Annotated in this window: 19 protein-coding genes; all 19 read right to left on the reverse strand. The window is 73.0% G+C overall.

The genetic code is table 11. The features are described 5' to 3' along the window. Positions 1 to 6: 6 nt before the first annotated feature. Complete coding sequence (locus tag ACFXGN_RS25720) at positions 7 to 576, reverse strand: dTDP-4-dehydrorhamnose 3,5-epimerase family protein (RefSeq protein ID WP_384863520.1); 570 nt, start codon at positions 574 to 576, stop codon at positions 7 to 9. Then, positions 573 to 1,811 carry a polysaccharide pyruvyl transferase family protein gene (locus tag ACFXGN_RS25725; RefSeq protein WP_384863522.1) on the reverse strand — a complete coding sequence of 413 codons (1,239 nt, stop codon included), beginning with the start codon at positions 1,809 to 1,811 and terminating at the stop codon, positions 573 to 575. Before ACFXGN_RS25725 ends, ACFXGN_RS25720 begins: the two co-directional genes overlap by 4 nt. Further along, entirely contained in the window at positions 1,808 to 2,755 is a 948-nt protein-coding gene (locus ACFXGN_RS25730; RefSeq protein WP_384863525.1) for a glycosyltransferase family 2 protein, read from the reverse strand. The genes ACFXGN_RS25725 and ACFXGN_RS25730 overlap by 4 nt, the downstream gene beginning before the upstream one ends. Beyond that, entirely contained in the window at positions 2,752 to 4,047 is a 1,296-nt protein-coding gene (locus ACFXGN_RS25735; protein WP_384863528.1) for a hypothetical protein, read from the reverse strand. Before ACFXGN_RS25735 ends, ACFXGN_RS25730 begins: the two co-directional genes overlap by 4 nt. 4 nt (positions 4,048 to 4,051) lie before the next feature. After that, positions 4,052 to 5,326, reverse strand: coding sequence for a DUF4910 domain-containing protein (locus ACFXGN_RS25740; protein ID WP_384863531.1), 1,275 nt, complete (start codon positions 5,324 to 5,326; stop codon positions 4,052 to 4,054). After that, entirely contained in the window at positions 5,323 to 6,348 is a 1,026-nt protein-coding gene (locus ACFXGN_RS25745) for an NAD-dependent epimerase/dehydratase family protein (RefSeq protein WP_384863534.1), read from the reverse strand. Before ACFXGN_RS25745 ends, ACFXGN_RS25740 begins: the two co-directional genes overlap by 4 nt. 3 nt (positions 6,349 to 6,351) lie before the next feature. Beyond that, the gene (locus ACFXGN_RS25750) at positions 6,352 to 6,999 is read right to left on the reverse strand and encodes a PIG-L deacetylase family protein (RefSeq protein ID WP_384863537.1); all 648 of its coding nucleotides are present in this window, start codon (positions 6,997 to 6,999) and stop codon (positions 6,352 to 6,354) included. Beyond that, on the reverse strand, positions 6,996 to 7,802 hold the full coding sequence (locus tag ACFXGN_RS25755) for a glucose-1-phosphate cytidylyltransferase (protein ID WP_384863540.1): 807 nt from the start codon (positions 7,800 to 7,802) through the stop codon (positions 6,996 to 6,998). Before ACFXGN_RS25755 ends, ACFXGN_RS25750 begins: the two co-directional genes overlap by 4 nt. Beyond that, a complete protein-coding gene (locus tag ACFXGN_RS25760; protein ID WP_384863543.1) occupies positions 7,799 to 9,034 on the reverse strand; it encodes a class I SAM-dependent methyltransferase in 1,236 nt (411 codons plus the stop codon). The genes ACFXGN_RS25755 and ACFXGN_RS25760 overlap by 4 nt, the downstream gene beginning before the upstream one ends. Continuing rightward, positions 9,031 to 10,308 carry a glycosyltransferase gene (locus ACFXGN_RS25765; RefSeq protein WP_384863546.1) on the reverse strand — a complete coding sequence of 426 codons (1,278 nt, stop codon included), beginning with the start codon at positions 10,306 to 10,308 and terminating at the stop codon, positions 9,031 to 9,033. Before ACFXGN_RS25765 ends, ACFXGN_RS25760 begins: the two co-directional genes overlap by 4 nt. 8 nt (positions 10,309 to 10,316) lie before the next feature. Next, positions 10,317 to 11,651, reverse strand: a complete 1,335-nt coding sequence (locus ACFXGN_RS25770) for an O-antigen ligase domain-containing protein (protein WP_384863548.1) — start codon at positions 11,649 to 11,651, stop codon at positions 10,317 to 10,319. A gap of 1 nt (position 11,652) precedes the next feature. Then, positions 11,653 to 13,131 (reverse strand): right-handed parallel beta-helix repeat-containing protein, encoded by a 1,479-nt coding sequence (locus tag ACFXGN_RS25775; RefSeq protein WP_384863638.1) that lies wholly within the window; start codon positions 13,129 to 13,131, stop codon positions 11,653 to 11,655. Positions 13,132 to 13,274: 143 nt separating this feature from the next. Beyond that, positions 13,275 to 15,221 carry an alginate lyase family protein gene (locus ACFXGN_RS25780; RefSeq protein ID WP_384863551.1) on the reverse strand — a complete coding sequence of 649 codons (1,947 nt, stop codon included), beginning with the start codon at positions 15,219 to 15,221 and terminating at the stop codon, positions 13,275 to 13,277. Further along, positions 15,218 to 17,401, reverse strand: coding sequence for a bi-domain-containing oxidoreductase (locus ACFXGN_RS25785; protein ID WP_384863554.1), 2,184 nt, complete (start codon positions 17,399 to 17,401; stop codon positions 15,218 to 15,220). The genes ACFXGN_RS25780 and ACFXGN_RS25785 overlap by 4 nt, the downstream gene beginning before the upstream one ends. A gap of 16 nt (positions 17,402 to 17,417) precedes the next feature. Further along, a complete protein-coding gene (gene asnB / locus ACFXGN_RS25790; protein ID WP_384863556.1) occupies positions 17,418 to 19,352 on the reverse strand; it encodes an asparagine synthase (glutamine-hydrolyzing) in 1,935 nt (644 codons plus the stop codon). Positions 19,353 to 19,355: 3 nt separating this feature from the next. After that, positions 19,356 to 20,876 carry a Wzz/FepE/Etk N-terminal domain-containing protein gene (locus ACFXGN_RS25795; protein ID WP_384863559.1) on the reverse strand — a complete coding sequence of 507 codons (1,521 nt, stop codon included), beginning with the start codon at positions 20,874 to 20,876 and terminating at the stop codon, positions 19,356 to 19,358. Continuing rightward, positions 20,873 to 22,270, reverse strand: a complete 1,398-nt coding sequence (locus tag ACFXGN_RS25800; RefSeq protein ID WP_384863562.1) for a polysaccharide biosynthesis protein — start codon at positions 22,268 to 22,270, stop codon at positions 20,873 to 20,875. Before ACFXGN_RS25800 ends, ACFXGN_RS25795 begins: the two co-directional genes overlap by 4 nt. Next, positions 22,267 to 23,532: a glycosyltransferase family 4 protein gene (locus ACFXGN_RS25805; protein ID WP_384863565.1), complete on the reverse strand. Its 1,266-nt coding sequence runs from the start codon at positions 23,530 to 23,532 to the stop codon at positions 22,267 to 22,269. The genes ACFXGN_RS25800 and ACFXGN_RS25805 overlap by 4 nt, the downstream gene beginning before the upstream one ends. Further along, positions 23,522 to 24,838: a nucleotide sugar dehydrogenase gene (locus ACFXGN_RS25810; RefSeq protein WP_384863568.1), complete on the reverse strand. Its 1,317-nt coding sequence runs from the start codon at positions 24,836 to 24,838 to the stop codon at positions 23,522 to 23,524. The genes ACFXGN_RS25805 and ACFXGN_RS25810 overlap by 11 nt, the downstream gene beginning before the upstream one ends. Between the last annotated feature and the right edge of the window lie 32 nt (positions 24,839 to 24,870).

Below are 24,870 nucleotides of genomic sequence, written 5' to 3' on the forward strand. Positions count from 1 at the left end.
CTGATCTCAGTTCTCCTCGTGCTTCAGAGCCTCGGCGCGCTTCAGGGCCTCGGCGAGGCTCGGCGCCTCCCGGTCCCGCCGGGACGCCGAAGCGACCGGCAGCGGCCACGGAATGCCCAGCTCCGGGTCGTCGAAGGCGATCGTCACGTCCTCGGCGGGGTCGTGCGGCCGGTCGATGCGGTACGAGATGTCGGCGGTCTCGGTGAGCGCCTGGAAACCGTGCGCGCACCCCGCCGGGACGTACAGGGTGTTCTGCGTCTCGCCGGAGAGGTCGAAGAAGGCCGTGTTGCGGTACGTCGAGGAGCCCGCCCGCAGATCGACGACGACGTCGAAGATCCTCCCGTACGAGCACCGCACGAGCTTGGCCTCCCCGGCGCCCGCGCGCAGGTGCAGACCGCGCAGCACGCCCCGGACCGACCGCGACAGGCTGTCCTGGACGAAGGCGTCCGGGTCGAGGCCGACCGAGCGGACCACCTCGGCGTCGAAGGTGCGGCAGAAGAAGCCGCGTTCGTCGGCGTACGGCGTCGGTTCGAACAGGTAGGCCCCGTCGATCTCCGGGACCGGGGTCGCTTTCATGTGTTCTCCCGCAGGGCGTGGGCGTGGGCAGGACCGGTCCTCGGGAAGAGGGCCGAGGTCAGAGCGGCGAACTGGTGGTCGAGGCGCCGGGCGGCGGCCCGGTTCCGCTCGGCGAGGACGCTCCGCAGCTCCGCCGAGCGCCGTTCGAGCTCCCGGAACTGTTCGAGCAGCCGGTCGGCGTCCACCTCGCGCGCCGGATGGCGGTACGCGCCGAGACCCATCTCGGCCATCAGCGCGTCGCTCTTCGCCGCGTAGCTGAGCGCGAGCGTCGGCGTGCCGACCTTCAGCGCGCAGACCAGATTGTGGTAACGGGTCGCCACCACCGTGTCGGCGGCGGCCATCTCCTTCATCAGATCGCCGAGCGAAGCCGCCTCCGAGGCGGTGACCAGCGGCGAGTCCACCGCTTCGAGGATCGCGGCCACCACCGGCGCGTCGCACGCGTCCCCGGTGACCAGCCGGACCGGCCGGCCGTCCTCGGCCAGCGCACGGACGAACCGGGTCGTCCCGTCGAGATAGCGCCGGTGGATCTCCTCGGCACGGTCGCGGTCGTCGTTGCCCCCGTGGAAGGCCATGACACCGACGCACACCGGGCCCGGCGGCCCCGGGGGCGCGCCCGGCGACGGCGTCGGCAGGGCGAACGCGAGGTCCGGGTACACCTCGTCGCCCGAGGTGTCCACGCCCATCGCCCGCATCGCGTCCCGCGACAGGGTGTCGCGGTACGACCGGTACGCGGCCAGCCGCGCCGACCAGCGCACCAGCGCCCGGGTCGGCCGGTCGCGGATCGTGTCGGCGCCGACCCCGGCCAGCGCGACCCGGGTGCCGAACAGCCGCCCGGTAGCGCAGAGCAGGAACAGCGCGTACGGGAAACCCCACGGCCGCAGCGGCAGCGTGGCCTCAAGGACCCCCATGCCCGGCACGATCACCACATCGTGGCGGCGCACCCAGGCGGCCGTCCGCACGGCGTCGACGAGCTTGCCCAGGCCCTTGCCCGCGACCGCGCCCGCCCGCGACGCCGTCCGGTACTCCCCGCCGTACCAGTGCAGCCGGGTCGCGGGGACGCCGTACCGGGCGGTGACCGCCTCGGGCCCGCCGCACAGCGCGTCCACCACCGCCCCCGGATGCTCCGCGCGGAGGTAGCCGAGGACCGCTTCGAGCGAACCGTCGTTGCCGAGGTTGCCGGAGCCCAGCAGCCCGAACACCCCGACGCGCGCCCCGGCACGCCCGGCGGAGCTCACGCCTTCCTCCCCTCGCGCCCGGCGACCAGGTCGTCGAGGGAGACCGTGGTGCGGCGCGGATCGACCGGCGCACGGTCCTCGACCCGCTCACCGGCACCCGGCCGGACCCGGCTGGCCGCCCACGCCACCAGATGGCCGTAGCAGGCGCGCCGGTCCGCCGGGGACAGCGGCGCCCGCCGGACCGCCGAGACGAACCCGCCCACGTACTCGGCGAGCAGCCGGGGCGTCGGATGCAGCGGACCGGCCCGGCGCGGGTCCAGATTGACGCACCGGGAACGCTTGGACGGATTGGCCCGCTCGGCCCGGGTCGGGTGGTCGCGGCGGAAGTACAGCAGCTCCGGCACCTGGTGGAACGGCCCGTGCAGACCGATCTCGGAGACGAACGTGCGGTCCGCGTGGTGGTAGCTGTCGTGCGGCTTCACCCGGCGCAGCACATCGGCCCGCATCACCCCGTAGAAGTCGTCGCCGCCGGGCTCGAACAACATGCTGCGAAAACGCGTCGGCGCGTGTGGGGAGTCGGTGGCGAGCCCGTACTCGTACGGCACCTTCACCCGGCCCTCGCCGTCGATGACCGCCTGCCCGCTGTGCGCCAGGATCACCTCCGGCCGCTCGTCCAGCGCCTCCACACAGGCCCGCAGCAGGTCCCGGGCGTACAGGTCGTCGTGCGAGGCCCACTTGAACAGCTCGCCCCGGCACTCGGTGAACACGTAGTTGTGGTTCGGCGCGGCGCCGATGTTCCGGGGCAGCCGGATGTACCGGACGCGCGAGTCCCGCTCGGCGTAGCGGCGGCAGATGTCCCGGGTCCCGTCGGTCGACGCGTTGTCGGAGACGACCAGCTCGAAGTCCTCGTACGTCTGGCCGAGCAGGGCCTCGAACGCCTCGGCGAGGTACTCCTCGCCGTTGTACACGGGCAGTCCGACGCTCAGCCGGGGAGGGGTGGTCATGTGGTCCTCACTTCACGGATGGTGTGGTGATCGTGCGCGCGCAGGGCGGACCGCAGCTCCAGCCACCACACGGCGGAACTGACCGCCGTGGCTCCGGCGACGCCCCAGGCGGAGCCGACGGTGCCGCCGACGAGCGCCCCGCCGAGCCCGCCGCAGACGTAGAGGGTGGAGGCGATCAGCTGACAGCGCAGGCTGCGCCGGGCGGCGGCGAGCGCGCGCAGCCCGGCCGCCGCGCCGGTGCCCAGGCTCGCGCCCGCGACACCGAGCGTGGCCGGCACGATGAGCTGCGAGGCGGCGTACCAGACACCGCCGAGCACGAACTCGCCGAACCGGTCCGGTACGAACAACAGCGCCGCGCCCCAGAGCAGCGCGGCGACGGCCTGCCCGCCGCCGAGCAGCAGACAGAACACGCGGAGCCGGTGCGGGGCCTGCCGCAGCACCCGCGCCGCCTCCGCGACGGTGACGAGCGAGAGGCCCATCAGGACGGCGAGGAACGGGCCGAGCAGCAGCTCGGAACCCCGGACGACGCCGACCGCGCTGACCCCGACGATCGCGCCGAGCCCGTACGCGCGCAGCTGGCCCGCGCCGCTGACGCCGACGTTCTCGACGAGGTACCGGTAGCCGAGGTCGCGCTGCTCGCGCAGCCAGGCGCGCGCCTCGGTCACCCGGGGCCGGATGCCGGACTGGTAGCAGCCGTACGCCGCCGGTACCGCGGCGGCGGCGCCCCAGGCGAGCACGAACCCGGCCACGCTGCCCACCCGGGCCGCGACCACCATGGCCGGGACGAGCGCCAGGCCGCCCAGGAGGTCGTTGGCGAAGGCCTTCCGCCCGGTGCCCGCGGCGAAGAAGGAGAACCGCCAGGCGTCCTGGAGCAGCAGCGCGGGCAGGACGGCGCCGAGGCAGGCGAACGCGTGCCCCACCCGGCCGCCGAGCCCGAGCCCCGCCGCCAGGCACACGGCGCCGACGGCGACGGCGACGCAGAGCGCGGTCCCGGTCGACCGGGCCGCCGCCGCACGCCAGACGCCCGTGGGCACCCCGCTGAAACGCACCATCAGCGGGTCGGTGGCCAGCCCGCGGGAGACCCCGAGCACCACGCCGTAGGTCACCCAGACCAGGCTGAACACGCCGAACGCGGCCAGCCCCAGCGACCGTGCGACATAGACCCCCACGACGAAGTTGGTCATGCTGCAGACCGCCTGGTCGGCCAGCCCCCAGGACAGCCGCCCGGCGATGGTCCGCAGGGCGGTGGGCCGGGCCGTGGGCACCGCCGTCCTCTCGCTTCCGGTGCTCATCGGGTCACGCCTTGATCAGTCCGGCGTCGCGCAGGGCGTCGGCCGCGTCGGCGACCGTGCCGAACGGCAGGCCCGACCGCTCGGCGACGTCCAGCAGACCGTGCTCGCCGTCCGACAGGCTGAGCACCCAGAGCATGGCCATCTGGGCCTGTTTCGCGTCGCTGCGACCGCCGAGCGAGTCGTACAGCCCGCGTCGGCCGAGCTGCGGTTCGCCGTACGGGCTGAGGTTCTGGTACCGCCGGTCGCGGTCCAGGACCGCGAACACCTCGCGGCAGACGGCGAGCGTGTCCGCCATCGCCTCGGGGGAGACGAAGTCCGGATCGTCCGCCGAGGTGTGGTACTCGGGATAGGCCCCGTACGGGGTGCGGCTGAGCGAGCCCACGCCGAGATCGAAACCGGGGGAGCAGTACTGCCGCTCGTCGTAGCCGTACGGCGTGAACTCGTCGATCCGGTGCGGGCGTTCCGAGGCCGTCAGCACATGCCGCACCACCCGGTCGATCTCCGCGTCGCCGCGTCTGCTCCGCTTGTACGTCAGCCGGCCCGGGTCCCCGGCACAGGCCAGCACCAGACCGTGCTTGACCCGCTCCACCCGCTCCGCGTTGCGGGCCAGCCAGGTGATCGCCCCGATGGTGCCCGGCGCGAAGATGAACCGGTAGGTGTAGTACGGCGTCCGCCCGGCCAGCTCCTTGGCCAGGAACGTCGCCACCGCGACCCCCGCCATGTTGTCGTTGGCCAGCGAAGGGTGGCAGATGTGGCAGGAGACGATCACCTCGTCCTGCACCCGCCCCGGCACCACGTGCTCCGCGTAGGTGAGGTGGCCGTCCGCGAGGGTGGAGTCGATCCGCACCTCGTAGTCGCCGTCCGGCATCGCGTCCAGGGTCTCCTGGGACAGGCAGAACCCCCACTCCGGCGTGTAGTAGCTGGTCCGGTACGGCACCAGGGAAGGCTGGTCCGGCAGGGTGTGCAGATGGCCCCGCAGCTCCGCCAGCGGCATCGTCGCCGCCACCGGCACGCTGTAGCCGAGCACGTGCAGACTGGACGCGGCGAAGTCGACGACCCGTCTGCCGCTCGCGTCGGCGATGTACGCGTCCCGGATGTTCCACTCCTGCGGCACCGTCCAGTCGAGCACCCGCGTCCCGGTCGGCACCTCGTGCACCTGGAGCGGGAGGTGTTCGCCCACGATGTCCAGGGTGGCGCGCACCCCGTCGCCCGTGATGCTCCGGCAGAGCGGGTACAGCCGCTCCACCAGCGCGTGCATCTCCTCGCCGACCGTCGTCATCGGCGCCACCGCAGGGTGCCGTCGACCGCGCCGCTCTCGGACCCCGCGCGCAGCACGGCGAGCCGGGTGAACCGGCGCTCGAAGTCCTCCCTGGTCAGCCCGTGCTCCCGGTAGGCGTCGGCGAGTTCGAGGGCGCCCCGCTTCACCGTCCACTCGCAGTCGAAGCCGGGGATCGCCGCGCGGAACCGGGAGAAGTCCACCCGGTACGAGCGGGGGTCGGCGCCGTTCTCGCCGGTGATGCGGACCTTCGCGCCGGAGACCGCCTCGGCGACCTGCTCGGCGATCTCGGCGACGGTGACGTTGTTGGCCTCGCCGCCGATGTTGAACGCCCGGTCGTGCACCGCCTCGCGGGGCGCCTCCAGCGCGGCGGTGAAGGCCCGCGCGATGTCGGCGGCGTGCACCAGTGGCCGCCACGGCGTGCCGTCGGAGAGCACCAGGACCTCGCCGGACAGCAGCGCGTGGCCCACCAGGTTGTTCAGGACGATGTCGGCGCGCAGCCGGGGCGAGTACCCGAAGGCGGTGGCGTTGCGCATGTACACCGGGGTGAAGTCGCCGTCTGCCAGCGCGTGCAGATCGTCCTCCACCCGCACCTTGGACTCCGCGTACGGCGTCACCGGACGCAGCGGGGCCTCCTCGGAGACCAGGTCGTCGCCCCCGGCGGCGCCGTAGACGGAGCAGGTCGACGCGTACAGGAAACGGCGCACCCCGGCCTCGCGGGCGAGCCGGGCCAGCCGTACCGAGGCGTGGTGGTTGATGTCGTAGGTCAGGTCCGGCGCCAGCGAGCCCAGCGGGTCGTTGGAGAGCGCGGCCAGATGGATCACGGCGTCCACCCCGGCCACATGGTCGGCCGTGACGTCCCGGAGGTCCACCCGGTGGCCCGCCGGGTCCTCCGGCCGGGGGCCGAGGACACAGTCCGCGAACAGGCCCGAGTCGAGACCGACGACCTCGTGCCCGGCGGCGGCGAGGACCGGGGCCATCACGGTGCCCAGATAGCCCTGGTGTCCGGTCAGCAGTACGCGCAAGGTTCATTCCCCCAGGTCGAGAGTGAGTTTGGTGACGGCGAACGCCTCGGCGTAGCGCTCGTGGCATTCGATGCCCCGGATCCGCGCGAGGCCGAGGAAGGCCTCCCGGTCGTACCAGGGCCGGTGCCGCTGCGAGGGGTAGTGCTCCTGCAGCAGCCGCACCTTCCGCTCGGCCGTCTCCGGCGACAGCGGCTGATAGGCGGAGGGACGGCCCAGATCGCCGTCCCACTTGACGATCTCGTAGCCGAGCACGAGGTGGTCACGGAATCCCGTGGTCATCAGCTTGGCCAGGCCCCGGTGGTCCTGGTGCGCGTCGTCGGTGCGCGGCGCGAGGACCAGGTCCGGATCGGTCCGGGCGCGCAGCTCCTCCACCGCGGCCTTGGCCTCGTCCCAGTGCGCGGGCAGCCGGCCGTCGGGCAGCTTCAGCACGGTCAGCCGCAGATCGGCGTCCGGGCAGAAGGCGGCGAGCGCGGCCCGCTCCTCGTCCTCCCGGTCGCCGCCACCGCCGGAGAGCACCAGCGCGTCGACCCGGACGCCCGGCCGCGCGAGGCACACCGTCAGCAGGGTGCCGCCCGCGCCGATCGCGATGTCGTCGCAGTGCGCGCCCACCGCGACGATCCGGTCCAGGCCCCCGGCCCCGAGATGTATCACGCGGTCCCCACCCCGTCCACGGTCGCGCCGTCCCGCTCCCACACGGCCCACGGGCGGTCGCCCCGGGCGTACCCGGCGTCGAGCGCGGCGCGTTCCTTCACGGTGTCGGTCGGCTTCCAGAAGCCCCGGTGCTGGTGCGCCACGAGCCGCCCGCCCTTGGCCAGGCCCGCGCACCCGTCCGCGACCAGGTCCCCGTTCTCCGGTATGTGGTCGAAGACCTCCTGCCGGAGCACGAAGTAGCCGCCGTTCTCCCACAACGGCAGCTCGCTCACGGCGGTGATGCCGCCGACCAGACCGTCCTCGGCGAGTTCCACGCAGTGGAACGAGGACTGCGGCGGCACCACCATCATCGACGCCCCGGCGTCCCGCCGGGAGAACCGGTCGATCATCTCCGGCAGCGGGGCGTCGGTGAGCACGTCGGCGTAGTTGGCGAGGAACATCTCGTCGCCGTCCAGATGGTGCCGCACCCGGCGCAGCCGCTCCCCGATCGGCGACTCCACCCCCGTCTGCGCGAACGTGATCGTCCAGTCGGAGATGTCCGTGGACAGCAGCTCCGTACGGCCCTGCCGCAGCACGAAGTCGTTGGACGTCGTCTCCTCGTAGCGGAGGAAGAAGTCCTTGATGTGATGGGCCCCGTACCCCAGGCACAGGATGAACTCCTTGTGCCCGAAGTGCGCGTAGTAGCGCATGACGTGCCAGATCAGCGGCCGGGGGCCGACCATCGCCATCGGCTTGGGCACGTCGTCGGCGGTTCCGTTGCGCATCCGCATCCCGTAACCGCCGCAGAACAGCACGACCTTCATGACTTCACCTCGACGACGCTCAGTTCCGGGATGGGGAAGACCAGTCGGCCGCCCCACTCGTGGACGAAGGACAACTGCTCGATCAGCTCGTCCCGCAGGTTCCACGGCAGGACCAGGACGTAGTCCGGCCGGTCGGCGGCTATCCGCTCCGGCGGAAGGATCGGGATACGGGTGCCCGGAGTGAACCTGCCGTGTTTGTACGGGTTGCGGTCCACCGTGTACGCCAGCAGGTCCGGCCGCACACCGCAGTGGTTGAGCAGGGTGTTGCCCTTGCCCGGGGCGCCGTAGCCGACGACCGTCTCACCGCGCTCGGCCGCCTCGACGAGGAACTTCAGGAGGTCCCTGCGCACCTTCGCCACCCGGGCCGAGAAGTCCGTGTACCCGGACAGCTCCTGGAGCCCGGCGGCCTTCTCCCGGGCCAGCACGTCCGCCACCGCCCGCGTCGGCTCCCCGGCCGCCTCCGACGGCCGGGCCCACAGCCGGATCGAACCGCCGTGCGTGGGCAGCAGCTCGACGTCCACCAGGGTGAGCCCGCCGCTCGCGAGCGCCCGGATCGCGGACGCGACCGTGTAGTACTGGAAGTGCTCGTGGTAGATCGTGTCGTACTGGTTCTCCTCGATCAGGGTCAGCAGGTGCTGCACCTCGATGGAGACCCAGCCGTCGTCGGCGACCAGCGAGCGGAGCCCCCGGGTGAAGCCGACCACGTCGGGGATGTGCGCGTACACGTTGTTGGCGACGACCAGGTCCGCCGGACCGTGCTCGGCCCGGACGGCCGAACCGGTCTCCGGGGACAGGAACGCGGTGAGCGTGGGCACGCCCGCCTCCCGCGCCGCGGCGCCCACGTTCACCGAGGGCTCCACGCCGAGGCAGCGCATCCCCCGGTCCACCACGTGCCGCAGCAGATAGCCGTCGTTGCTCGCGACCTCGACGACGAAGGCGTCCGGGCCCAGGCCCGCCCGCCGTACGGCGTCCGCGACGAACACCCGGGCGTGCTCCACCCAGGACGTCGAGTACGACGAGAAGTACGCGTACTGCGTGAACGTCTCCTCCGGTGTGATCAGCGGAGGTATCTGCGCGAGCCAGCAGTCGGTGCAGACCCGCAGGTGCAGCGGGTACGTCGGTTCCGGCCGGTCCAGCTCCTCCGCCGCCAGAAAGCTCTCGCACGGCGGAGTCGCCCCGAGATCGACGACGCTGACCAGCGCCTCCGAACCGCAGAGTCGGCATCCTGTCATCTACTTCCCCCATCCCTGCCCGCGCGGTCGTCCCGCCGCGGGCCCGTGTTCCCGTTGTCCGTCGACGGCGCGCCGTGCCCACCGCCGGACCGCCCCGCCATCGCGGCGCGGTACCCCTCCACCAGACGTTCCAGGCCGACGGCGGGGCTGAAGCCCCGCTCGTACCGGCGCCGGGCCGCCCGGCCCATCTCCCGGTTGCGGTCCGGGTCGCTCGCGACCTCCCGCACCCGGGACGCCAGCGAACCGGGCTCACCCGGCCGGTGCAGCAGCCCCGTCACCCCTTCCTCGACGAGCTCGACGAAGGCGCCGTGACCGGCGGCGACGGCCGGAACCCCCGCCGCCATCGCCTCCGCGACCACCAGACCGAAGGTCTCCAGGGCCATCGAGGGAGCCAGCACGGCCACCGAACGGGCGACCGCCTTACGGCACTCCGCCGGATCCAGCAGCCCCGCGTACCGCACGTCCTCCCGGCCCGCCGCCCACGCCGTCACCTCCGGCTGGAGCGGGCCCGCCCCGGCGATCACCAGGGGTACGCCCACCCCGCCCCCGGCGGCCAGCTCGTCCCACGCGGCCATCAGGAGCCGTATCCCCTTGGCCTCCGCGAGCCGCCCCAGGAACAGCAGGTGCTCACCGGCGCCCTCCCGGCGGTCGGCCGGGTCGGGCACGAAGTTGTGCTTCACCGTCAGCCGCTCCGACGGCATCCCGGACCGCACCAGCACCTCGCGCTGCGCCTGCGAGATGCAGAAGAACCGCTCCACGCCGGTCCACCACCGCCGCCGGTTGACCGACAGACCGACCGCGATCGGAACCGTCGCGAGCCGGGAGTCCCGGTAGCAGCCGTGCCGGACGGCGGGCAGCGCCCACGCCGTCCCGACGCACTCCGAGCACGACCGGCCCTCCCGGTGCAGCGTGCCCGGCGGGCACACCTGGGTGTAGTTGTGCAGCGTGGCGACGACGGGCACACCGACGTCGGCGCAGGCGGCGAGCACCGCGGGCGACAGCAGCGGAAAGACGTTGTGGACGTGCACCACGTCCGGCCGGTCGGCCCTGAGCCGGTCGGCCAGCTCCCTGCGGACCCCCGGATTCCACGGCACGAGCAGCGGCACGGCCACCTTGCCCAGCAAGGACCGGCCGGCGATGTCGTCACTGCGCCGCTCGAACAGCTCGACCCGGTGGCCGCCCGCCCGCAGCAGTTCCACCTCCTCGTCGACGACCCTGTTCTCCCCGCTCGGCTGCGCCGAGGAGTATCGGTTGTGGACCACCAGGACATACATCTCTCAGGTCACCTCCGGGCCCATCGCGGGACACGTCGTCGGGGGAGTGGGGGCGTCGGAAGGGGCTCGGCCGGGACGGGGGCCGCGAGCAGCGAGGCGGCCAGGGTCAGGTGCAGGAGGTACGCGGAGGCGTCGCCGAGCCCCACCTCGGTGTACGAGGAGATCGCGCAGTAGCTGATCAGGAAGATCGCGCAGGCCCTCGGCAGCGACGGCGGCCGGAGCAGCGCGACACCCCCCAGCACGATGATCATCGACGCGACGAGCACGACCCCGGTCAGACCCTGCTCGTGATAGACCGCCAGCCAGCTGTTGTCGATCGGCAGGCCGTCGAACGACTTGTCGCCCAGACCCGTACCGAACGCCTGCTCCCCGAGCGTGCGGGGCATGGACAGGAGCGAGTCCCACACCACGGCCCGGCCCGTCAGATTGGCGAAGTTCTCCTGGCTCTGCCCGCGCAGGAACCACGCCTGCATCGCGGAACTGAACGCCACCGCGGCCACCGCGCCGCACACCACCGCCCAGGCGAAGAACCGGCGGGCGGCGGCACTGGTCAGGACGAGCGAGCCGATCGCGAGGGACAGCCCGACGAGCAGACCGAGCGTGGCCGTCCGGGTGTGGGTCATCGCCAGCAGGACCGCCGACAGCACGATGACCGCCGTCGCGTGGGCCCCGCCGGTCCGACGGCCGAGCAGCAGCAGCACCGTCAGCCCGATGATCACCGCGGAGTACTGCCCGATCTGCGGCGGGGTCAACGGCCACAGCGCACCGACGAGCCGCCCGCCGTAGTACTCGGGCATGGCCGTCCCCGGCGCGACCGCCAGCCCGACCGCCACGAGCACCAGCACCGCGAAGTACATCCGGACGTGGTACCGGACGAACGTCAGACCACCGTCCCACCAGCGGCTGAGCAGCCACAGCGTGCCGACGAACAGCGACAGCCGGGCACAGCGGAACAACGCGCCGAACCCGACCTCCAACTGCACGCTGGAGATCAGACTCGGCACCAGCAGCAGGGTGAGCAGGAACACGAAGGCACTGGGCCGCACGCGCAGCCGCAGATTGAGCACGAGCGCCAGCGCGAACGCGGTGACCAGCGCACCCATGGTGGCCATCTGTATCAAGGAGCGCGGGATCGCCACCACGGTCTTCGCCCCGGCCGAGCCCAGCGTGTTGAGGCCGAGCAGCGCCCAGACGACGCCGACGGCCTTCGGCGTCCCGACGAGCCGCGCCACGGCACCGGACCGCCGCTCCGACGCGCTCGGCGCACCCGGCGCCACGGCACCGGTCCGCGCCTCCGGCCCGCCCGTCCCGTCCCGTCCCGTGCCCCTGAGGTCCTCGCTCATCTCAGCCGCCCGACCGCGCGGCGAAGGTGCTGCCCGCGTCCTGGAGGTACGGCGCCCGCCGCCACTGCCCCGGGTCGAGCCTCCGGCTCGGGTCGTTGGCCACGAAGGTCCACGGCCCCCGGTAGACGTTGTCGTGCCAGCGGTTGTCCTGTTCGAGGGTGATCGCCCGCGCCACCCGGTCGCCCCGGTACGGCGACCAGTGCGGGTAGGTGCCGTAGTTGGCCACCACCGCCATCCGGCCGCACCCCGCCGTGCACGCGAGGACGGACGGGTCGAGCAGGAACCGGTTGTCGTGGATGTCCACCCGCTGGGTCCGCCACCGGCAGTCCGCGTAGAGCGGAGCCCCGGCGATGGCCGGACGCGCGCAGCGCCCGGTGTCCTTCACGAGCAGCGTGCAGTAGCCGGTGGAGGTGTTGGCCGGACTGTTGCAGAACCGGTCCGCGTTCTCCCACAGGGTGATCCCGTTCCAGTTGTCCTCCAGCACGTTCCGGTAGATCTCGATCTTGTCCGTGCGGGCCGGGACCCGAGGCTCGCCGCCGGACTCGGAGACGTAGACCGTCGCGTACGGGAAGTCGTCGCCGCCCTCCGCGGACGCGCGGCCCTCGACCCAGTTGTTCCGCCGGATCGTGTTGTTCCGGATGACCGCGTTGTAGCTGGTCTCGTACACCAGCGCGGCACCGTCGTTGGCCTCGATGACGTTGTCCTCGATACGGAAGTCGTTGTTGTTGTTGTCCGCCCACAACCCGGCGCCCCGGTTGTCGTGCACCCAGTTGCCCCGCACGTCGGCACCGTCGACCGCCCAGAACTTGATGCCCCCGCTGCACCCGCAGCCCGGCTCCCGCCGCTCCCAGTCGTCGGTGTTGTTCCCCACGACCTCGTTGCCCTCGACCACCAGACCACGGATGGAGTCACCCGTCTTGTACGCGTTCATCCCGTACTGCCCGTTGGCGCGCAGACAACTGCCCGTGAGCCGCTGACGCGCACCGGCCATCAGCCCGGCGCCGGAGTTGTGCTGGATCGTCGTGTGCTCGATCACCCAGCCGTCGGCCATGTCGTGATTGACCACGCCCTCGTTGTTCGGCGCGACGAAACGCTGCACCGTCAGATGGCTGAGCGTGACGCCCCGGGCGGTACCGCCGAACGCGTACTGGTTGACCTTCCCGCCGTCCAGGACGGCGCCCGGCGCGCCCAGGTAGCGGTTCCCCTCCTTCGGCACGACCTGCGCGTACCGGTCACCGTCCAGCCGGTGCGTCCCCGGACGCAGCCAGAACGTGGTGCCCGGGGGACGGCTCGCGGTCTTCGCCGCCAGATCACCGACCACCGAAGGATCCACCGCCACCGCGCCCGCCGGGGCGGACCCGGGGCCCGCCACGGGCCCGTCGCACACCCGGGCCACGGAGACGTCGGAGGCCCCGGACGCGCTGGGCGCACCCGTCGGCGCCACCGGGGCGTCCGCCGGGCCCGTACACCCGGCCGCCATCGGCAGGACGAGCGCGAGCACCGCCACCGGCAACGCCCACCGCCGCCTCCTGAACACCACGCCTCCTCCCAGGGACATGTCCCGCCGATCCGTGCCGGGCTCGCGGGGCCCGGCCTCCCGTGTCGTCCTCACGCGCGAGGGCGCTAGCCGTGGAACGTGAGCACCGTGGTGAACCCCTCCGCGCCCTCCGCGAGACCGGTGCCGGTACCGACCAGGGTGGTGGCGGGCTCCTTGCGCCCGAAGCCCGCGGAGTACCAGCCGAGCGGCGGCTCCGCCTCGCCCCGGTGCGCCCGCCAGGCCAACTGGCCCGGGAGGTCGAGCACCGCCGAACGGTCCTCGCCGTCCCGGCTCCAGGTGAGCACCGCCCGGTTCCCCGACAGCTCCGCGCTGACCGCCGGACCGAGATGGAACGCCAGCCGCACGGGCCGGTCGCCCCGGATCTCGTCGACCACCCGCACCTCCCGCTCGGCGCCGGTCAGCTCCACCCGGCGGCGGTGCGTGGCCGGCTGGTAGCCGTCGTGCTCGGCGCACCAGCGGGCCACCCCCTCGGCGCCGGGGTCCGCGACCAGCACCCGGGTACGGGCCTGCCGGGTCCACAGGAACGGGCCGCCGGAAGCGGACTGGTCGGCGCCGTCCCACTCCAGCGTGTTGTGACCGAGGGTCGAGCGGAAGTACCGCCGCCACTCGGGCTGCCCGTGGTAGCAGAACGTCCCCGGGTCCGCGAGCACGTCCACCCCGTCGTGCCGCACCTCCACCGACAGCGCGTCCGCGTGGGCGTGGGCCGCGATCGACAGGAACCCGTGCGGACCCCCGTCGCAACGGCACCAGATCCCCCCGGGACCGCGCAGGACGGTCATGCCCGCGTCGGCGAAGTGGGCCGGGCGCTCCGCGGGCCGGGCCACCGCCGGAGCCGTGGCCCGCACGAGCGCGGCCAGCAGCGGGGTGCGCACATCGGTGCCGGTCACCACCGGCCACCAGTCGAGACGCCCGAACACGGCGTCCCCGGTGGCCAGCAGGGACCCCCACCGGTCGGTGCCCGCGCCGTCCACCACCAGACCGTGACCGTCGTCCGCGTCCCCCTGGCGCGGCGGTCGCAGCCGGTCGTCCACGACGGCCGCGAGCGCGTCCGTCATCCGCAGCAGCACCAGCCGCACCGTCGAGGGCACCGGCACCCCGGCGGCGTCCGCCTCGGCCACCGCCGCCAGGCCCAGCTCCAGCACCAGACCGTGGTACTCGCTGGCCAGCTCACGGTTGAGGCCGGAGAGGAAGGTGTTGCTCCGCAGGTGCCGGGCGAGCGAGCGCAGCGCGTCGGCCCGCCACCGCCTCGATTCCGGGAACCAGCCGAACGCGCAGGCCGCCGCGAGCTGCCCGGCCGCCTCGGCGATCACATGGTTGTTCGCCGACGAGCCCCGGCTGGGGAAGGCGGCCAGCCACCGCTGGTGGTGCCAGATCTGGTTCACCGCCACCGGGTTGTCCTCGAAGAGACCGGCCGCGCCCGGCCAGCCGTCGAGCAGCCGCCGGATCCACACCCAGGACAGCAGCCGGATGCCCAGCTCGATGCCGCTGATCCAGTGCACCCCGCGCAGCGGCGCGTTGCCCGCCCACCACGACCGCAGGTGCTCGGCCACCCGCTCCGCGTACCGCTCGTCCCCGGTGACCGCGTAGGCGGCGGCCAGCACGGTGAGGTACTGGTGCCGGGACGGCTCCCAGATCTGCTTGATGTCCCCGACCACCTCCTCGTCCCGGTACGGCACGTCGAAGGCGTACCCCCACGGCGCCCGGCGCCCGGTCTTCGGGTCGTACCACCAGTCCGGGGCGACCAGGTCGTCGCGCTCCACCCCGAAGAACTCGCCGTGCCCGGCCATCAGCCGGTCCGCGTCCGCGACCAGCCGCTTCGCCGCGTCCGGCGGCACCGAGGCGAGCGCCCCGGCGGGCAGCACCGAGGTGAACCGGGCACCGGTCACCCGGGGGCAGTCCGGCGGCGCCGACCGCCACCGCCGTCTGCGCACCGCGTCGCCCACCCGGCCGCCGACCTCGCCCGGCCCCATCCGGGACAGCCGCCGCAGGTACCAGCCCGCGCTCATGGTCATCGCGGCCCCGCCAGCGTCACCGGCGCGCCACCGGCCAGGCTCGCCCCCACGGCGAGGGTCGCCGCCGTCGTGGCGACCAGCGACTCCAGCGGCACCGGCAGCGGCCCGCCGGTCCGCACGGCCCGCACGAACGAGGCCAGCTCGGCGGACTGGCCCTTGTCCCGGGCCTTGGGCAGCCGCGAACTGACCCACCGCTTGCGGCCGTACACCGAGGCGCGCACGAAGTCGTCGAGCCGCAGCACCCTGCCGTCCGCCATGAGGTCCAGCGTCTCCTTGGGGAAGCCCGAGGCGCCGGTGGTGACGTAACTGATGGTGGCGGTCGACCCGTCCGGGTAGCGCAGCACGACCTGGAGGTCCTCGTTGCCGGGCGTGGTGATCGCGTACACCGAGACCGGATCGGCCCCGAGCAGCCAGCTCGCCGTGTCGATGAAGTGCCCGCCCTCGCCGACGAACCGCGAGCCCTCGGTGCCCTGCCGGAGGTACCAGCTTCCGTGTTCGAGACGGCCCGCGTTGACCAGATAGCGCAGGCTCGCGGGGCCGGTACGGTCGCCGAACTGCTTCCTGGCGTCCTGGAGCAGCGGCGCGAACCGGCGGTTGAAGCCCACCTGGAGCCGGTCGTTGCCGGACTCCTCCACCGCCGCGAGCACCCCCGCCAGCTCGTCCTCGGTGAGCGCCAGCGGCTTCTCCACGAACACCGTCTTGCCCGCGAGCAGCGCCTGGCGGGTCAGCTCGGCGTGCGAGCTGTGCCGGGTGACCACGAACACCGCGTCGACGGACCCGTCACCGAGCACGGCGTCGAGATCGGTGGTCGCGCGGGCGAAGCCGAACTTCCGCTGCGCGTTGGCCCCGGACAGCGCCGTCGTGGTGACGACCGTGGACAGCTCGACGCCCTCCCGCCCGGCCAGGTGCGGAAGCAGCATCGACGTCGCGTAGTTCCCCGCGCCGACGAACGCGAGCCGCACGGGCCTCCCGGCGGACCGGGCCGGGGCGGGCGCCCGGTCGCCGCGCGACACCACGGGCACGGTCACCGCCGGGGCCGCCTCCCGCGCCGGGGACTCCTCCGGATACCGGAACAGCACGGCCACGGCCTTCAGCTCGCCGTCCTTCAGCCGCCGGTAGGTGTCGACGGCGTCGTCGAAGTCCGCGATGTGCGAGATCAGCGGCTCCACGTCCACGCTGCCCCGCCCGAGGAGGTCGAGGAAGCAGGCCAGATTGCGGCGCTCGGTCCAGCGCACGTAGCCGATCGGATAGTCCCGCCCCTCCAGCTCGTACTCCGGGTCGTACCGCCCGGGGCCGTAGCTCCGGGAGAACCGGACGTCCAGCTCCTTCTCGTAGTACGCGTTCCACGGCAGGTCCAGACGGCACTTGCCGATGTCCACGACCCGGCCCCGGTCCCGGCACAGCCGGGCCGCCAGCTCGACCGGCTGGTTGCTGTCGCCGCCCGCCGCCAGATACACCTGGTCCACACCGTGACCGTCGGTCAGCTCGGCGACGGCGGCCTCCACGGCCGCCGACGAGGGATCGCCGCAGGCCACGGCGCCGAGCCGCTCCGCCAGCTCGCACCGTGCCGGATCGGGATCGACCCCGACGACCCGGACGCCCGAGGCGGTGAGCAGCTGCACCACCAGCTGCCCGATGAGCCCCAGACCGATGACCAGCGCCGACTCGCCGAGCTGCGGCCCGCCCTGCCGGACGCCCTGGAGCGCGATCGACCCGACCGTGCCGAAGGCCGCGTGCCGGGGCGCGAGCCCGTCCGGCACCCGGGTGTACAGGTTCTTCGGCACCCAGTTCAGCTCGGCGTGCAGCGCGTGCTCGTTCCCCGCGCAGGCCACCAGGTCGCCGACCTTCACGTCGTCGATCCCGGGGCCGATCTGCTCCACCACCCCGCACAGCGAGTAGCCCAGCGGCGTGTAGGAGTCCAGCTTGCCCATCACCTTGCGGTAGGTCGCGGGCACCCCGTTGGTGGCCACGCTCTGCATGACCTTGGCCACCTGGTCCGGCCGGGAGCGGGCCTTGCCCAGCATCGACATCCCGGCCTCGGACACCTTCATCAGCTCGGTCCCGGTGGATATCAGCGAATAGGCGGTACGGACCAGCACCCCGCCCGGCTTGCACCCCGGCACCGGCACGTCGAGCACCGTCAGCTCACCGCTCTTGTAGTTCTGCACGACCTGTTTCACCGAAGTCCCCTTGCTTCTACGCCGTCGGGCGAGCGTTCTCGCCGGACCCGGAGGTCGCGGCGCGGTACCAGTACTCGAGGGTCAGCACATGCCACAGATGTTTGGAGAAGTCCCGCTGTCCTGCGGCGTCCTCGGCGACCATCCGGGCCAGCGCGTCCCGGCGCAGGAACCCGGAACGGACGAGGACGCCGTCGTTCACCACCTCGCGCACCAGCGGCGCCAGGTCCCGGCTCATCCAGGCCCGCAGCGGGGCGCTGAACAGGCCCTTGGGCCGGTACACGATCTCCCGGGGCAGGATCGAGGTGGCCGCCTCCTTGAGGACGGCCTTGCCCTGCCGGCCGACGATCTTCCGGTCGCCGGGCACGGCGAACGCGGCCCTGACCACCTCGACGTCCACGTACGGGACCCGCACCTCGGTCGAGGCGGCCATGCTCGACCGGTCCGTGTACGCGAGGTTGAGACCCGGCAGGAACATCCGGGTGTCGCCCAGGCACATGCGGTTGACGAAGTCGTCGAGGTCGTTGTCCCGGTAGACGTCCGCGTGCTCGGTCAGCACGTCGTCGACCGTCCCGGCCAGATCCGGATCGACCAGGTCCAGCAGCTCGCCCCGGTCGTACATGGTGTAGCTGCGGCGGAACGCCGTCTCCTCCGGCAGATCGGCGAAGGACAGGAACCGCTTGGCGAACCGCACCGACCGGTATCCCCGGCGGGCCGTGGCCACCGGCAGCCGGTCCACCGCCGAGGACAGACCGCGCCGCACGGGCCGGGGCACCCGCTGGTAGCGCAGCGCGATCAGATTCGCCAGGTGCTTGCGGTACCCGGCGAACAGTTCGTCGGCTCCCATCCCCGAGAGCATCACCTTGACCCCGGCCTCCCGGGCGGCCGAGCAGATCAGGAAGGTGTTGATCGCGGCGGGGTCGCCGATCGGCTCGTCCAGGGTCCGCGTCATCTGCGGCAGCAGGTCGAGCACGTCCGGGGCGATCTCGATCTCGTGCAGGTCGACGCCGAACCGCCCGGCCACCTGACGGGCGTAGCGCAGGTCGTCCGGCATCGCCTCGAACTTGGCGTCCTCGGCGCGGAACCCGATCGTGTAGGCGGAGATGCCGGGCAGCTCGCGGGAGGCGAGCGCGGTCAGATAGCTGGAGTCGAGACCGCCGGAGAGGAAGGTCGCCACGGGGACGTCGGAGAGCAGATGCCGCCGGGTCGACTCCTCGACGACGGCGGCGATGTCCGGCACGTCCCCCGAGAGGGCCCGCTCCCGGCCCTCGGCGGCGACCTCCCGGAGGTTCCAGAACCGGCCCCGCTCCACCCGGCCGTCCGGACGGCACCGCAGCCAGGTCCCCGGCGGCAGCTTCTCCGCCTCGCGGTACGCGCACCGGGTGTCCGGCACCCAGTAGTAGAGCAGCGAGGCCACCAGGGCCGCGTGGTCCACCTCCAGCGAACCGCCGGTGGCGGCGGCGAGCGCCTTCAGCTCGGAGGCGAACACCAGACCTCCGCCGCGCCGGAGCAGGAACAGCGGTTTGACGCCGAGCTGGTCGCGGGCGAGCACCAGCTCGCCGGTGCGCTCGTCGAAGATCCCGAACGCGAACATGCCGCGCAGCCGGGGCAGGCAGTCCGTGCCCCAGCGCCGCCACGCCTCCAGGAGCACCTCGGTGTCGGAGGTGCCGCGGAAGCGCACCCCGGCGGCGGTCAGCTCGGCGCGCAGCTCGGGCGCGTTGTACAGCTCGCCGTTGTACGTCAGGACGAGGCCGTCCGAGACCATCGGCTGGGCGCCGGTCTCCGACAGGTCGACGATGGCCAGCCGGCGATGACCGAGCTGTACCTCGCCGTCACCCACGGGGTGGCCGTACCGGCCCGCCCCGTCCGGTCCTCGGTGGGCGATGATGTCGGTGAGCCGGTCGGTCACGGCCTTCCCGTCCGGCCATCGGTAGGTCCCTGCGATGCCACACATGTGCTAGCGCGCCTCCTGGTCGCTGTCCGGGACCCGGGCCGCCCATATCGGCAGCCGTTCCGTCCGATGCCGTCCCGTCCTGTTCTGTCCCGCCGTCGCGTCCCGTCGGCCGCGCAGCGCGGTGTCGAGCCCGTCCCACAGCGTGCCGTCCGTACGGTCACGCGGATCGGGGTCGATCAGCACCACACCGATCACCGGTATGCGCTGGTCCGCGAGCTGCCGTGCCACGGTGTGCAGCCAGGCGGCACTGCCGTGCCCCGCCCGTACGACGAGGACCGTCCGCGCACCGAGGTGCTGGAGGTCGGTCCACGCGGTGCCGGGCGCCACGGTGCCGACCCCGATCCGCAGTTCCTGGCCCGGTCCGGCCGGGGCGCTCTCGTCCCTGACCACGGTCGGGCCGCCCGGCGCGGCACGCCGGTCGGCGAGCCGTCGGCGGGGCAGCGCGTCGACGACGACCACGGGCCCCTCCGTCCCCAGGGCTCCGGCGAGGTCCAGGGCGATCGTGCCCGTGGCGCCCGCGCAGCCCAGTTCGAGGAGCGACACCGGTTCGGTGGCGCGGCGCAGGGTGCGTGCCAGGGACGAGACGAGCCGTTCCCGTGCCTCCCGGTCCCGCCGCCGTCCCCACAACCGGGGTGCCCGGCGCGGGAGTTCGGCGATGATCGAGGCGCCGAGGTGGGCGGAGACGTCCCGGCGCAGCACGGGGCGGTCCGCCACCACCGCGCCGACCGAGGCCACCGCGAGCCCGAGCGCGAGTCCCAGGGCGAGCCCGACCGCCGCGTTGGTGGCGGCGGTCCTGGGCAGGGAGTGCCGCACCACGCGCGGGGCGTCCACGATCTGCGTCCCGGCGACGAGCCGGGGCGTGCCGATCCCCGCGCTGGCCGCCCGCTGGGCGAAGTCGGCGATCTGGGAGCTGAGTTCGGCCCGGCGGGCGAAGAGCGACTCCATGTCCGCCGACGCCTTCGTCCCGCTCGTCGCCGGTCCCTCGCCGATCGCCTTGTTGACCTGCGCGAGGTCCTTCCGCAGCCGGTCGCGCTGGTCGAGGAAGGCCTTGGCCTCGGCGTTCGACACCTCCCGTATGCGTCGTACGTGGTCCGCGACGAACGCGTCGGCCAGCGCCCGCGTCCGGGCCACCGCCTCCGCGTCGGTCGCGCCCGTCACCGTGATCTGGAGGACGTTGTTGGTCAGCCCCGCGCCCTCGTAGTCCCGCATGAAGTCCTCCGGTTCCTCCGTGGACTTGAGGGACCGCAGGGCCGCACCGGCGATGCGCGTGGTGTGCAGCAGGGCGACATCGGTACGGATGAGCGTCCCGGGGTCGTTCGGCTGGTCCTCCTGGTGGGCGACCAGCACCTTGGTCGTCGCGGTGGGCGGCGGCGGCAGCAGCACCGCGAGGCCCGCTCCGGCGAGCAGCCCGAGCAGCGCCACGGCGGACCAGAGCCGTCGCCGTCGCCGTACCGCCACCACCAGGCTCTGGAGGTCGAGGAGAGGGGTGGGGGCCGTGGGTTCCGAGGCCGGGGTCGTCGTCACTCGGCACCTCCCTCGGGCCGCCCGCCGTCCGAGGACGCCGGGGCGGCGGCCTTCTTCCGGGCACGGCCGACGGACCGTGCCGAAGCGGCCCGGACCGTGCAGGCGACGACGACGCCCACGACGTCGTGCCCGGCGTCCGCGCAGGCCTCGCCGATGCCGGAGAGCTCCCCGGCCGTCCAGCTGCCCGCGCTGAGCACCACCAGCGCCCCCGACTCGTCGGCGCGGTCCCGCACCATCGGCTGGGACACCGACACCTCCACCACCCGGGGCGCCGGACGCCCGCCGCCCGGAACGCCCGGGGAGGCATCGGCCGCGGTCTCGGCGGCGAGCTGCCCGGCGGCCCTGCGCGCGGGCTCGTCACCCTCCGGGACGACCACCAGGAGCCGCAGCGGGGCCGGGACCTGCTCCCGGAGCCGGGCGCCCACCCGCCGGTAGCGGATCCGGCCGCTGGCCTCGTCACCCGTCAGGGGGGTGGGCAGGTCCCACCGGACGTCGACGCCGAGGAGCCGACGCGCCAGGGCACGTGGACCGGCGCCCTTCGCCCGGTCCGCCCGCCGCTCACCGGGGACCTCGACGGTGCCGAGGCTCGGCGCGCCGAGCGCCGCCGCGATCTCCGGCTCGGTGCGCAGACGGCGGCCCATCCGCGCGGTGGCGAGATGGCCGAGGACCGCGAGCAGGAAGAACAGGACCGCTCCGACGACGACCAGCTGCGTCTTCGTCGGCGGCGCCTCCCCGGCAGGCCGGGTCGACGGTCCCATGACGACCATGTTGGCCTTGACGGCGGGCTGGTCGGCCCGGTTCAGCTTGTCCACGGCGTCCTGGAGCGCCGTACGGAGCTTCGCCAGCTCCGTACGGGTCTGCACGCTCTCCACCGACCGCCCCTCCCCGGCGCCGTCGGCCAGTTCCGTGATGCGGAGGCTGGTCCGCTCCACCAGCTTCCGCAGCGCCTCGGGACGCGAAGCGGCCTCGGGGTCGGTGTCGGCGCCCACGACCTGGGCGGCGTACGTGACGAACTGCTGGGCCGCCTGGTCGGAGAGCCGCTGGGCGCCCTCCGGGGTGTCCGCCGTGCCGGAGATCTTGATGATGTTGCCGTCGGCGACTCCGGCGCCCACCCGGTCGCGCAGCTCCTCGCCGTCGACCCCGGGCAGGGCGAGGGCGGTGGCCGTGCGGTCGAGCACCACCGAACTGGTGGCGATCTGTGCCTGGGTCAGCAGTTCGCGCTCCTCCCAGGCACCCGGCAGCAGCACCGACGCCGAAGTCGTGTACCGGGGCGGGAGCAGCCAGGAGGTGCCGTAGCCGACGAGCGCGCCGACCACGGCGAGGGTGATGAGGAACCGTCGGCGCCGACGGATAATCCGCCCGATGGTGGCCAGGCGTATCGTGTCGTCGCTCAACGGCGGTGCCTTTTTCCTTTTCGTACCGGGCCGCCCGCCGAGACCGGGACCTGGTCACGGCAGGCTGCGGCGTAAGCGGCGAGCAGCGCACGCTGGGAGTTGCGCCAGGCCAGCGGGCCACTGATCCGCTCCTGGCCGATCTTGCCCATCCGGGCCCGCTCCTCCGGATCGTCCAGCAGCCGCGCGACGAGCCGCGCGAACTCGCCCTCGTCGTCGTCGGAGGCGTAGACGGCCGCCTCACCGGCGGACACCCGGGCCTCGCGGAGGTCGAACGAGACGATCGGCCGGCCCATCACCATGTATTCCAGGACCTTGTTCATGGTCGACACGTCGTTGAGCGGATTGCGCGGATCGGGGGAGAGGCACACGTCCGCCGTGGACAGGTACCGCACGAGATCGGCGTCCGGTACGCGCCCGGTGAACCGCACGTGCTCCGTGAGCCCCAGCCGCCGGGACAGCTCCACCATCGCGTCGAAGGCGTCACCGCCGCCGACGAACACCGCGTGCCAGTCGGTCCTCCCGACCTCGTCGCGCAGCTTCGCCAGGGCCCGCAGCGCGTAGTCGACCCCGTCCTGGGGGCCCATCACGCCGAGGTAGCACAGCAGATGGGGCTTGCCGTTCTTCAGCTCGGGCTCGGGCGGCACCGGATGGAAGCGTTCGATGTCGGGCGCGCTGCGCACCACGAACACGTCCTCCGGCCGCTTTCGCCCGCGCCGCAGCGCGACGTCCCGGTAGCTCTCGTTCGTGGCGAGCACGATGTCCGCCGCCCGGTACGTCCGGCGTTCGAGGGCGCACACGGCGCGGTAGAGCAGGTCCTCGCCCCGGTCGAACCGGGAGAGGTACAGCTCGGGCACCAGGTCGTGCTGGTCGAAGACGAACCGTGCCCCCCGCCGCTTCAGCCACAGCGCGGGCAGGAACAGCAGGTCCGGCGGATTGCAGGCGTGGACCACGTCGACCGGGCCGACCCGGCGGGCCAGCCGGAGCGTGTGCCACAGCGCGGAGCCGTACTCCCGCAGGTACCCGGCCGGTCCTCCGGTGGCCGCGCGCAGCGGATAGCGGTGGATCCGTACGCCGTCGATCACCGTCTCCGGTTCCGTGTCCCGTTTCTCCCCCCGGGGGCAGATGACGTGCACCTCCCACCCGGCGTCACGGAGCGTCGTGCACTCCTGCCAGACCCGCCGGTCGAACGGCACCGACAGGTTCTCCACCAGGATCAGCGCGCGACGGGCCTGCCCGTCGCCGCCGGTCGTGTCACCAGGCAAGGCCCATGTACCCCGGTTCGGCCCGACGCGCTTCGGCGTCGGGAAGGCGGACGAGATCGACGATCACCGGACCGTCGCCGTGGGGGAGCGCCGCGTGCACGGCCGGATCGCTGGTCCCGATCAGGCACACCTCGGCGTGGTCGAGGACCTCGTCGATGGATTCCGCAAGCAGTTGCGCCAGGTGCGGCAGCCGGGTCTCGATGTACTCGCGGTTCGCGCCGAGCAGCCGGGACAGGTTGACGTTGGGATCGTAGATCCGCAGGTCGTACCCCTTGCCGAAGAGCCGCTCCGCCAGCTCGACGAGCGGGCTCTCGCGCAGGTCGTCGGTACCGGGTTTGAAGGACAGGCCGAACATCCCCACCCGCCGTTTCCCGGTGCGCTCGACCAGTTCGACCGCGCGCTGCAGGTGGTCGGAGTTGGAGGGCAGCACATGGGCGAGGATGGGCACCGAGACGTCGGCCCGCTGGGCCGCGTGGACCAGACTGCGCAGGTCCTTGGGCAGGCAGGAGCCGCCGAAGGCGAAGCCGGGCCGCAGATAGGCGGGGCTGATGTTCAGCTTGCGGTCCGCCAGGAAGACGTCCATCACCTGGTGCGAGTCCACCCCGAGCGCCTGGCACACCGCGCCCAGCTCGTTGGCGAAGCCGATCTTGAGGCCGTGGAAGGCGTTGTCCGCGTACTTGATCGCCTCGGCCGTAGGGATCGGGACCCGGAACACCTCGCCGGGCAGCCCCTCGTACAGCGCCGCCACCGTGTCGCCGCTCGCCGCGTCGAGTTCGCCGATCACGGTCTTGGGCGGGTCGAAGAAGTCCCGCACGCTGGTGCCCTCGCGGAGGAACTCCGGGTTGACCGCGACCCCGAAGTCGACCCCGGCGGTGCCGCCGACGTACTTCTCCAGGATCGGCACGAGCAGGTTCAGACAGGTGCCCGGAAGCATGGTGCTGCGGAACACGACGGTCTGCCGCCCGCCCCGCTCGGCCACGGCGGCACCGATCTCCTCGGTGACCCGCTCCAGATAGGTGGTGCACAGGCTGCCGTTGGACTCCGACGGCGTGCCCACGCAGATCAGGGACACCTCACTGTTCGCTATCGCCTCGTGGACGTCCCCGGTGGCGCGTAACGCCCCCGCCTCCACGACCTCGGCGATCAGCTCGCCGATCCGTTCCTCCACGACCGGCGCCTTGCCGTCGTTGACCAGGTCGACCTTCACCTGGCTGACGTCCACTCCGATGACCTCGTGCCCGAGGCTGGCCAGGCACGCGGCCGACACACAACCCACATAGCCGAGCCCGAAGACGCTGACCCTCATGTTCCGTTCCTCCCCCGGGGCAGGCCCTTGTG

This window comes from Streptomyces sp. NPDC059247, from assembly GCF_042754005.1.
Taxonomy (GTDB): Bacteria; Actinomycetota; Actinomycetes; order Streptomycetales; family Streptomycetaceae; genus Streptomyces.